This is a genomic window from Microcystis sp. LE18-22.4A (assembly GCF_027531105.1).
GTDB classification, from domain to species: domain Bacteria; phylum Cyanobacteriota; class Cyanobacteriia; order Cyanobacteriales; family Microcystaceae; genus Microcystis; species Microcystis aeruginosa.
Window position 1 is genome coordinate 1 of sequence record NZ_JAPZRB010000281.1, and the last position, 10,282, is coordinate 10,282.

Annotated in this window: 9 protein-coding genes; 4 read left to right on the forward strand and 5 right to left on the reverse strand. The window is 41.4% G+C overall.

Annotated elements, in window-relative coordinates; translation table 11 throughout:
- Window positions 1-245: 245 nt before the first annotated feature.
- Entirely contained in the window at window positions 246-446 is a 201-nt protein-coding gene (locus O9295_RS13045) for a hypothetical protein (protein ID WP_288033227.1), read from the reverse strand.
- A 442-nt stretch (window positions 447-888) separates the two neighbouring features.
- Here O9295_RS13045 and O9295_RS13050 point away from each other — a divergent pair, with 442 nt between their 5' ends.
- A complete protein-coding gene (locus O9295_RS13050) occupies window positions 889-1,623 on the forward strand; it encodes a PEP-CTERM sorting domain-containing protein (RefSeq protein WP_288033229.1) in 735 nt (244 codons plus the stop codon).
- A 46-nt stretch (window positions 1,624-1,669) separates the two neighbouring features.
- On the opposite strand, the gene O9295_RS13055 is transcribed toward O9295_RS13050, so the two are convergent.
- Window positions 1,670-2,089: a type II toxin-antitoxin system VapC family toxin gene (locus O9295_RS13055; RefSeq protein WP_272080677.1), complete on the reverse strand. Its 420-nt coding sequence runs from the start codon at window positions 2,087-2,089 to the stop codon at window positions 1,670-1,672.
- Window positions 2,083-2,484 carry a UPF0175 family protein gene (locus O9295_RS13060; RefSeq protein ID WP_272080678.1) on the reverse strand — a complete coding sequence of 134 codons (402 nt, stop codon included), beginning with the start codon at window positions 2,482-2,484 and terminating at the stop codon, window positions 2,083-2,085. The genes O9295_RS13055 and O9295_RS13060 overlap by 7 nt, the downstream gene beginning before the upstream one ends.
- Window positions 2,485-2,512: 28 nt before the next feature.
- On the opposite strand from O9295_RS13060, the gene O9295_RS13065 reads away from it, so the two are divergent.
- Complete coding sequence (locus O9295_RS13065; RefSeq protein ID WP_288033231.1) at window positions 2,513-2,908, forward strand: cadherin repeat domain-containing protein; 396 nt, start codon at window positions 2,513-2,515, stop codon at window positions 2,906-2,908.
- 394 nt (window positions 2,909-3,302) lie between these two features.
- Window positions 3,303-8,651: a cadherin domain-containing protein gene (locus O9295_RS13070; RefSeq protein WP_288033233.1), complete on the forward strand. Its 5,349-nt coding sequence runs from the start codon at window positions 3,303-3,305 to the stop codon at window positions 8,649-8,651.
- 93 nt (window positions 8,652-8,744) lie between these two features.
- On the opposite strand, the gene O9295_RS13075 is transcribed toward O9295_RS13070, so the two are convergent.
- A complete protein-coding gene (locus tag O9295_RS13075; RefSeq protein WP_002770268.1) occupies window positions 8,745-8,963 on the reverse strand; it encodes a type II toxin-antitoxin system HicB family antitoxin in 219 nt (72 codons plus the stop codon).
- Window positions 8,950-9,147, reverse strand: coding sequence for a type II toxin-antitoxin system HicA family toxin (locus O9295_RS13080; protein ID WP_272082945.1), 198 nt, complete (start codon window positions 9,145-9,147; stop codon window positions 8,950-8,952). Before O9295_RS13080 ends, O9295_RS13075 begins: the two co-directional genes overlap by 14 nt.
- A gap of 53 nt (window positions 9,148-9,200) precedes the next feature.
- Between O9295_RS13080 and O9295_RS13085 the strand changes: the two genes are divergently transcribed.
- A complete protein-coding gene (locus tag O9295_RS13085; protein ID WP_288033236.1) occupies window positions 9,201-9,821 on the forward strand; it encodes a PEP-CTERM sorting domain-containing protein in 621 nt (206 codons plus the stop codon).
- Window positions 9,822-10,282: the final 461 nt, after the last annotated feature.

Sequence of the window (10,282 nt, forward strand, 5' to 3'; positions counted from 1 at the left end):
GTGGGAGAGATAGGGGGAAAATTCTGGGACTTTTTCTCTGAAAATTAGGTAATTGACCAGATGAGAATCGGTAAAACCCTACACCCCACACCCCACACCCCACACCCTGTCCCCACGAAAAACTTTTTCAGCAGACCCTAATTACCGTTACTGACCCCGGTGATTTTGGGACAAATACAAGCTTTAATCTAACCGTCACCGCGAATGATAGTAACGCTACGGGAAACGGTGCAATTGTTGTTAACCTAACCAATCCTGTTAACCGTCCCCCAGTGGTTAATGATGCTATTTTCAGCATTTCTAAAACCAGTCCTAACGGTACAGTCGTCGGGACAATTAACGCCACTGATGCCGATAACAACCCCTGAACCTACAATATCACCGCAGGTAATCCTAACCTCGATGGCGACGGTATCTCCGCCTTTACCATCAATAATAGCGGCCAAATTGCCATAACTGACTCCGATGACAAGGCTGTAGTCATCTCCCTACCCTAACTGCTCACAAAATAACTTGATTATCTGGCTAACTTGACAAAAGTTTATCAAAATATAACCTTAGCAACATAAATCGGCTTATTCCTAGGTAAATCCTTGCAGGAGTGCCATTATACCAGATAGTTTCTCTCTGCATGGTTTATTTAATAAGCTCTGCTGATGAATGAAAAAAAAAAAATAAACGGAACTTATAATTATTCGCCTCTACAATCTAAGCATTATCCCTAACCAGTGCTAAATTTTCTGACATCCAAGCTTGATTAATAGTTTTGGTGTCTTTAGAGGCAGTTTTCTCCACTATTCGCCTACTTATCAACTTTATCTAACTCGAACTAAGTTTCGGGTGGATTCCCTATTGACTCTGTACTATCTTTTTCACACGAGGTATATCATGGCTATCATCTATGTCAAAACGGGCGCGACGGGTAACGGTTCTTCTGGGAATAATGCTTTTGACAGTTTAGCAAGTGCGAGCGCTGCTGCACTTGCAATTTTTTCTCTATTTTTGGGTGATGCAAATGCCGCAACAATTACAAGTATTGCGGGAGATAAAGATTGCTTTGGAACGGGTTCTAATATTTGCAACACTATAGCTGTATCCAATATCGTTCAGGGAACAAACGATAATGATTTTGACTTTTTCACATTCAAAACATTTCAATGGTCACATAATTACTCACTTCCAGCAAGTTCATCAATCACTTCAGCCGTTCTTAAAATAGTTACCTTCGACCTAGAAGATAACGGTGCCGGAGATGGGTTCGGTGGAATTCCATTTGATGACAGGTTATTTATTGATGGTATTGAAGTATCAGGAGCGTTTGATGATGTTTCTACGCCAGATGGCAATGCTTTTACTCAGCTTCCTGTTAACGTTACAATTTTTAATCTTAATTCTCTTTTCTTTTCTAGTTTAGCAGATGGCAATGTAAATATTGCATTAAATAGCTTCGGAGGTACAAGAGCAGATGCGATTGCTATTGATTATGCCGAACTTGAAATACAGACAATTTCAGAACCTTTGACATCTGTTCCCGAACCTTCTACAATCTTAGGAATAGTAACACTAGGTTTAGGTGCATTGCTGTCTAAAAAGCGCAATCAAGACGACAATAACGATGATTAATTGATGTTTAAAGGGGACGTAAGCGATAGGGTTTATGTTCCCTGAATCAATAATGCCAATTTTCTATTTTAAGCCCCTGAAATTCTCTATAATCTGAGACATTATTAGTGACTAAAATAAGTTGATTAACGTAGGCAACTGCCGCAATTTGACCATCAGCAAAAGGCGGTGTTTTGCCCAATTTAACAAGACGGGATCTTTCTTGTGCGTGCCACGTGGCGGCGTTACGATCATAAGATAATAAAGGTAATATTAATTCAGTCTCTTTGAGATATTCCTCAATATTTCTTCGTTTTTTTGAATCAGGAAGACGATAACACCCAAATAGAAGCTCATGCCAAACAACTGTCGCTGTAGCGATTTCTTGCTGATGTTCAAGTAGTTTTTCCATTACCTTTGTATTTGGTTGAGGTCGCAAAGGCTCTGATAAGATATTACTATCCAGTAAAAAACGTAAATTTACCAAATTACCTCACGTCCTGATGATAAATCACGCACTTCTTTTAAAAGTTCTTCTGACTCAATACCCTCTTGTGCTAGATTATGTTCTTGACGAAATTTTTGAATAAATTCTCCAAACCCTAACTGAGTCTCACTGATATTTTTATAATTATCGAGTTGTTCAATATTTTTTACGTCTTTAGCTAAATCTTCCTCTGTATAAACTTGATGAAGTTTTAAAAACTCATTGGTTTCCCCTCGAGAAGATAAATTTAATAGAGTTTGAATTTCTGCTGAAGTCATTACCCCATCTCGATAAGCTTGTATGGCTAAAGCTTCTAAAGTTTTTTGAGATAAATTATCCCATTTTTTTTGTAGTTGTTGTCCCACAGCTTCAGGAATGTAAATAGTAATTTCCATAGTTTTTATACTAACTAACTTAGAAGACTTGACTTTTAGTATAACTCAAAATAACGCCTCCCTCCCTGCCGATACCCGTGACTTAGACGGCGATGGCAACATCACCGAAGCCATACCCTTTGATATTGCCCGAAATTCTCGCGTTAACGGTACAAACGTCGATATGGGTGCATTTGAATTCGTCCAAAATAGCGCACCCGTCCTCAGCGATACCACCCTCACTGTCCCCGAAAATAGCCTATTAAATACCCTTGTCGGGACAATTAACGCCACTGATGCCGATAACAACCCCTTAACCTACAATATCACCGCAGGTAATCCTAACCTCGATGGCGACGGTATCTCCGCCTTTACCATCAACAATAGCGGCCAAATTGCCATGGCTGACTCCGATGACAAGGCTGTAGTCATCTCCCTAACCTAACTGATCACAAAATAACTTGATTATCTGGCTAACTTGACAAAAGTTTATCAAAATATAACCTTAGCAACATAAATCGGCTTATCCCTAGGTAAATCCTTGCAGGAGTGCCATTATACCAGATATTTTCTCTCTGCATGGTTTATTTAATAAGCTCTGCTGATGAATGAAAAAAAAAAAAAAATAAACGGAACTTATAATTATTCGCCTCTACAATCTAAGCATTATCCCTAACCAGTGCTAAATTTTCTGACATCCAAGCTTGATTAATGGTTTTGCTGTCTCTAGAGACAGTTTTCTCCACTATTCGCCTACTTATCAACTTTATCTAACTCGAACTAAGTTTCGGGTGGATTCCCTATTGACTCTGTAATATCTTTTTCACACGAGGTATATCATGGCTATCATCTACGTTAAATCCGGTTCTACTGGTAATGGTTCCGCTTGGAATAATGCTTATGGCAGTTTAGTAAGTGCGCTAACCGCTGCACAATCTAGTGATGAGATTTGGGTAGCTGCGGGGACGTATAAACCCACTACGGGAACTGACAGAACCGCGAGTTTTACCCTAAAAAATAATGTCGGGATTTATGGGGGATTCGCAGGGACGGAAACTGCCCGTAATCAGCGTAATATTGCCACTAATGTCACGATTTTAAGCGGTGAAATTGGTGTAGCGGGGATTGCCGATAATGTGTATCATGTCGTAAGCGCAACGGGTAATATTTCTAATCCTCTGACAAACAGTGCTATCCTTGATGGGTTTACCATTACTGGGGGTAATGCTACTGGTACGACAGGAAATCAAGGTAATGGCGGTGGGGTATATGTTTCGGGTGCTAGTCCAACCCTGAGAAATATCACTTTCCGCGATAATAATGGGACGAATGGGGGTGCTTTATATAATGAGTCTGGTAGTAACCCTGTTCTGATTGATACCCTATTTGAGCATAATACGGCGACACGAGGGGCGGCGATTTACAATGATTTGAGTAGTCCCCAGATTACGGATGCGACTTTTCGCCTTAATGTGGCAATTAATGACGGGGGAGCGATTTATAACACCAGTAGTAGTAATCCCACTATTGTTAACACTGTTTTTAGTCGAAATTCTGCGAATACGGGTAGTGGTGGCGCAGTTTTTAGTAATCTAAGTAATCCCAATTTGATTAATAGTACCTTGAGTGGTAACGTGGCGGTGACAGGTGGCGCACTGCATAATGTATCGAGTAGTGTGGCATTGCGTAATAGTATCCTTTGGGGAAATCAGGATAGTACCAGTACGGGGAATCAGGTTAATAATGGTTCTGGTGGTAGTGTTACGGTTGCTAATAGTATTATCCAAGGGGGAGGGTTTACGGGTGCGACGAATGTTGACCCTCTGTTTGTCAATGCGAAAGCGGATGATTTACGCTTAAAATCGGGTTCTCCTGCTTTGGATGCGGGGGATTCTAATTTATTGCCCCTCGATAGTCGAGATTTAGATGGGGATGGTAATACTTCAGAACAGATACCCTTAGATTTATCTGGTAATTCCCGTGTTGTGGGGGCAAATGTGGATTTAGGGGCGTATGAGGGGGCAGAACTCTCTCCTGCGCCTACTCCTGCGGCGATTCGGACGATTTTTGTACGGGCAAATGCGGGGGGAAGTAATAATGGTACGTCTTGGGTTGATGCGTTTACGGATTTACAAGGGGCGTTAGCAGCAGCGAAAAGTGGGGATACGATTTGGGTTGCGGGGGGAACCTATAAACCGACTACGGGAACGGACAGAAATGCGACTTTTACTCTCAAGAATCATGTGGAGATTTATGGGGGTTTTGCGGGTTCGGAAACAAGTTTAAGTCAGCGAAATGTTGCCACTAATGCCACTATTTTAAGTGGGGATATTGGTACGGTTAATACTGCGGGTGATAATGTTTATCACGTTGTTACTGGTAGTAATACAAGCAATACAACGATTTTAGATGGGTTTACTATTTCGGGAGGAAATGCTAACGGAACAGGCACTAATCAGGGTATTGGTGGTGGGGTTTTTATCAGTGATGGTAGTCCTATTCTACGCAATTTAATTTTTGAAAGTAACAATGCTACGAATGGTGGGGGACTTTACAATTTAATTGGTGCTAATCCTTTACTGACTAACATCACTTTTCGTAACAATATCGCCGCCACTTCTGGTGGTGCAATTTTCAATGCTGGTAGTAATCCTGCTCTCACTGATGTTTCATTTAGCAACAATACAGCTAATTCTGGGGCTGGTGGAGCAATTTATAATACGAGTAGCAGTCCCACTCTAACGAATGCTGCATTTACTAGCAACGGTGCTGGTTCTAATGGTGGAGCAATTTTCAATGAAGGCGGTAACGTCACCATCAATAATGGTACTTTTACCAGTAATGCTGCTGGTGGCAATGGAGGTAATGGCGGTGCAATTTTTAGCACTGCTGCCAATTCCACTTTTCTCAATAATGTAACATTTACCAGCAATACAGGTATTTCAGATGGTGGTGCTATCTATAACACTGGTAGCAATTTAACTCTGAAAGATGGGACATTTAATAATAACACTGCCAGTAGTGATGGTGGAGCAATATTCAGCACGGGTGGTACTTTCAATCTGACTGACGCAGATTTTGTACAAAACCGTGCGACTTCTGGGTTAGGTGGTGCTGTTTTCCTTCAAACTACTGGTGCTACAATCACTCAAGCTGATTTCTTACAAAACCGTGGAGCCAATGGTGGAGCAATTTACAATAACAGCAATAATGTTAGTGTCACTAATGCTAACTTTACGCTGAATATTGCTGATGGTGCTAATAGCGTAGGTGGAGCAATTTACAATCGAAACAGCAAGAACCTACAAGTCACAAATGCTACCTTCAGTCGAAACAATGCAACCAGTCAAGGTGGTGCAATTTATCAAATTAATGAGGGTGTTGGAGCTATTACTACAACCATTACTAATAGCACATTCAGTGGTAATTCTGCGAGTTCAGGAAGTGCGCTCTATAATCAATCTAATGATAATAATAGCAGTTTTGGCATTAGTAGCAATCTTCGTAACAGCATTATTTGGGGTAATGGCGGGACAGCAATTGGTAATAATACGGGTCTTGTTACCACAACAGTTACCAACAGCATAGTACAAGGCGGATTTACAGGCACAGGCAACCTCAATGTTGACCCTCTTTTTGTCGATGCCATCAACGACGACTTACGCTTACAAAGCGGTTCCCCTGCTATCAATGCAGGTAGTAACACCTCTCTCCCTGCTGATACCCGCGACTTAGACGGCGATAGCAACATCACCGAAGCAATACCCCTTGATATTGCCCGCAACCCTCGCATTAACGGTACAAACGTCGATATGGGTGCATTTGAATTCGTCCAAAATAGCGCCCCCGTCCTCAATGATACTACCTTAACCGTACCTGAAAATAGCCTCTTAAACACCCTTGTCGGCACAATTACCGCCACCGATGCCGATAATAACCCCTTAACCTACAGCATCACTGCCGGGAATCCCAACCTCGATGGCGACGGTATTTCCGCATTTACCATCAATAATAACGGACAAATTCGCGTCGCTGACCCCGATGACATCAACTTTGAAGTTAACCCCAATAACCCCTTAACCGTCACCGTCAGCGATGGTAGCTTAACCGACACCGCCGTTATCACCGTTAATCTCACCGATGTTAACGAAACCCCTAATAGTCCTCCGGTTGCTAACGATGCTACCTTTAGTCTGGTTAAAACCAGTCCGGTTAATACTACGGTGGGAACAGTAACAGCAACTGACCCGGATAATAACCCCTTAACCTACAGTATCACCGCCGGGAATTTAGACAGTGATGCCGACAATATTAAGGCATTTAGCATTAATAATAGTGGAGTCATTACGGTGGCTGACCCTGATGATATTAGCAGTCAAACCAACCCCTTTAACCTCACCGTTACCGTCAGCGATGGGAACTTAAACGATACTGCCGCTATTACTGTTAACCTAACCAATCCTGTTAACCGTCCCCCAGTGGTTAATGATGCTATCTTTAGCATTTCTAAAACCAGTCCTAACGGTACAGTCGTCGGGACAATTAACGCCACTGACCCCGACAATAACCCCTTAACCTACAGTATCACCGCCGGAAATCCCGATACTGATGGCGACACTATCAAAGCCTTTGCTATTAGTAACACTGGCGTTATCACCGTTACCGATGCTAATGATGTCAGCGCACAAACTAACCCCTTTAACCTGACAATTCAAGCCAGTGACGGCGCTTTAAACGCTACGGGTATCGCTACCATTAACCTAAATAATGTTAACCCCGTTTCCTTCCAACTGAAACTCTATGACGATAATAACGGGACAATTGGCAGTGAAATCACCGGGAACAATCCTATTCTCGGTAATAGCTTCTTTGCGGAAATTCTCGTCGGTGATATTCGTACCAATGCAGCCGGTTTAATCACTAACTCCCTTGATTTTGGCTTCGCCGCCGATGTTGCTCAAAATATCAATAACTTCGCTGATATTAGCAATGTTAATAGTCCCTTAGTAACTTCTAATTTCCCCCTATTCCGAGGCGGTACATTAGATAATACTAACGGACTCATTGATAACTTAAGTGGGGGTGCAGTCCCCGAAGCAAGTCAAGGTACAGCTATTGGGGTTAATCAATTAAATCGCTTTAGTCTGCTACGCTTTAATGTTGTAGGAACGCGGGACAACTCCAACCTAACCGTCACCTTTGATCCTTCTCAAATTGGTTTCGCTGATGGCACATTTGCTGATCCTAATGCTACTTTAAGCTTAACCCGTAATATCATTATCAATGATGCTCCCATCGTCGGTACTATTAATAACGTCAACCTCGCCGAAAGAAGCGCAGCAGGTACAGTAGTAGTAGCCGGTAACTTAGTCGAAGCAACCGATGATAATTACGGACAAACTCCCACCTTTAGCCTCAGTACCTCTCCTAAAGATGGTTCAGGAAATAACCTTTTTGCCATCAATGCAACCACTGGAGAAATTACCCTCACTCAAGCAGGTTCTAATACCATTGACTTTGAAAGTGGAGTAATATCCTATCAATTGGGAGTCAAAGCAAGCGACGGTTATAAACTCTCTACGGAAAAGACATTTAACGTTAATATTACTAACGTTAATGAAGGTACAATAGTAGTAGATAAAACCGCTGTTACCTTCGGGACAAAACTCTCCCAATACCGACAAGGTGCAACCGATAGCCTGTTTGTCCGTCCCAACTTTGCGGATAAAACCCAATTCATTGACATTACTAATACCGCATCGGGAACTAATGATGTACTCGCTATTGCTGGTATTACTATCAATGCACAAAATGTCACCACAGATGCCAATTTTGCCAATGGAGATATTTTACTAAATCCCGGACAAACCCGCCGGATTGCTTTAACATATACACCCAAAGCAGCGCGAGAAAACTTCAATTTGGCTAACGGCTTAGTCATCAACAGTAATGCTCAAAACAATTCCGCTTTGAACATTCAACTAACAGGGAAATCAACCTTTAACAGTGATATTTCCTACGATGGACGGGTGAATTTAACCGACTTAACTACCTTGCAACGTCCGGGGTTATTTGGTAGTATTAGTGGACAAACTAACTATGACCCTACTGCTGATATTACCGGAGATGGAAGAATTAATCTGGCGGAATTAGTTCCCTTCAATTCCGAATTTGGGTTAGTTATTTAGATTAACTCTGTAGGTTGGGTTGACCCAAGGAAACCCAACCATTCCGGTTAATTATGATGGCTTTTGATTAGGTTTGATGGGTTACGAATTGCGCTAACCCATCCTACAAAATAAAGGTTCAGGTAAGGGTTCATTATCTGCTTGATAAGCAATAATTAGGGATTCTATAGCTTCTTTTCCCTTAGCGACAGCTTCCTCATAAGTATCTCCATGAGTACGCCAATATTGCCCTGGAAAATCAGGCAATGCAACCAAAAAACAATTATCTTCATCAGACCATTGGATTACCATGCGATATTTAATTTGTGCCATTTTCTTGATTCCTCTTACCTTCTTTTTCTTGATACAGTTTGGCATCGGCACTGTCTTTTCCAGAAACAGTAACTTTACCAGAGTACAGATGATGTACCCAGTTAGTGTGACTTCCCTTGCCAGGTTTTTGAATAAATCCTGCTTTGCGTAGCATTTGTTTTAACTCGCTAACTTTTTTAGGCATTTTGCCATGATCTTTTAATTCATCGATCTATCATAACTCAGGAGAACTACATTATGTCTAGTCTGACTACTCAATTTAACCTCAAAACTGATAATAGTGGCCTAGCGGGAACTATTATTAATAGTCCTCTTCGTTTAGGGGATAGATTTTTTGTAGAAATTTTAATGGAAAATAGTGATATTAATCCGGTCGGTATCACTAGCAGTGCCATTAATTTATCCTTCGATCCTCGCTCAATTCAAAACATCGACAATCCTTTCAATCCCTTAGATATCAATAGTACTCTTGTTACCTCTAGTTTCCCCGTTGGACGCACGGGAATCTTAGACAATACCAATGGTTCAATTACTAACTTAGGCGGCGGTTCTTTCACCTTAGCGGGCATTGGTTCACCTCTGGGAATTAATCAATTGGATACTTTTAGTTTATTGCACTTTCAAGTAATCGGCAATGGTAATTCTAGTCTGGTACTTAATATTGATTTATCTCAAACTGGTTTTAGCGATGGCAGTGTTGCCAGTTATTCTGGTAATCAAAGTCAGTTTATAAAAATAGTTCAAGTGGGTTCATCGACAGCTATTCCCGAACCTTCTACAATTTTGGCAATGGTAATATTAGGGTTAGGTGTATTGCTGTCTAAAAAGCGCAATCAAGACAATAGTAATAATAGTTAGGGTTTGCTGAAAAAGTTTTTCGTGGGGACAGGGTGTGGGGTGTGGGGTGTGGGGTGTGGGGTGTAGGGTTTTACCGATTTTGAGGGGGTCAATTAGCTAATTTTCAGGGAAAAAGTCCCGGAATTTTACCCCCGATCACTCCCAGATCTGGCACTTTTTGAGGTCAAAAAAGTCTAAAAACCTTATCCAACAAGGTTTTTAGATTTATTCAGCAAACCCTAATTAACCAAAGAAAAATGTGTGTATCTAGTAACAATCTCATTGTGGATAAAACAAGTCTAAAACTTCCTCTGGTAAAGGTTCGTTGAAATCATCGGAGATGTTGACACTCCCCGCTCTAAAGAGACGGGGATTCTTGGTTCACAGAGATTACTTGCTTAGACAGAATTGCTTCTGAAAAAGTAGAGGTATTCTCTCCCCAAGCGTTTATTGGATCGAGCCCAAAGGTTCCGGTATGCCCT

Coding starts and splice junctions, on each gene's coding strand:
- O9295_RS13075 (WP_002770268.1), bottom strand. CDS start 8,963: ATGGCACAAATTAAATATCGCATGGTAATCCAATGGTCTGATGAAGAT.
- O9295_RS13070 (WP_288033233.1), top strand. CDS start 3,303: ATGGCTATCATCTACGTTAAATCCGGTTCTACTGGTAATGGTTCCGCT.
- O9295_RS13050 (WP_288033229.1), top strand. CDS start 889: ATGGCTATCATCTATGTCAAAACGGGCGCGACGGGTAACGGTTCTTCT.
- O9295_RS13060 (WP_272080678.1), bottom strand. CDS start 2,484: ATGGAAATTACTATTTACATTCCTGAAGCTGTGGGACAACAACTACAA.
- O9295_RS13085 (WP_288033236.1), top strand. CDS start 9,201: ATGTCTAGTCTGACTACTCAATTTAACCTCAAAACTGATAATAGTGGC.
- O9295_RS13080 (WP_272082945.1), bottom strand. CDS start 9,147: ATGCCTAAAAAAGTTAGCGAGTTAAAACAAATGCTACGCAAAGCAGGA.